Here is a 248-nt window from a genome sequence, read left to right as displayed (position 1 = left end):
GACCTTGCCGCCAATCCCTACCTGCACATCCAGCGCTTCGTTGTGACGGAACCACGGGTAGCTGCCGCGATGCCAGTCATCCGGAGCTTCCATCTGTTGCCCATCAGCAAATGACTGACGGAATAAACCGTACTGATAGTTGAGGCCATAGCCCGTCGCCGACTGGCCAACCGTTGCCATCGAGTCGAGGAAACACGCAGCCAGACGGCCCAGCCCCCCGTTCCCCAACGCCGGATCGGTTTCTTCTT

1 protein-coding gene is annotated in these 248 nt (G+C 59.7%); it reads right to left on the bottom strand.

What is annotated here, in order from left to right:
• Positions 1-248 (bottom strand): glycogen/starch/alpha-glucan phosphorylase (locus tag FDX22_RS22295; protein ID WP_186805438.1); only part of this gene is annotated, 248 nt, incomplete at both ends.

It is taken from the genome of Citrobacter sp. TBCS-14, assembly GCF_005280805.1.
Taxonomy (GTDB): domain Bacteria; phylum Pseudomonadota; class Gammaproteobacteria; order Enterobacterales; family Enterobacteriaceae; genus Citrobacter; species Citrobacter gillenii.
This window is presented reverse-complemented; position numbering and strand designations above follow the sequence as displayed.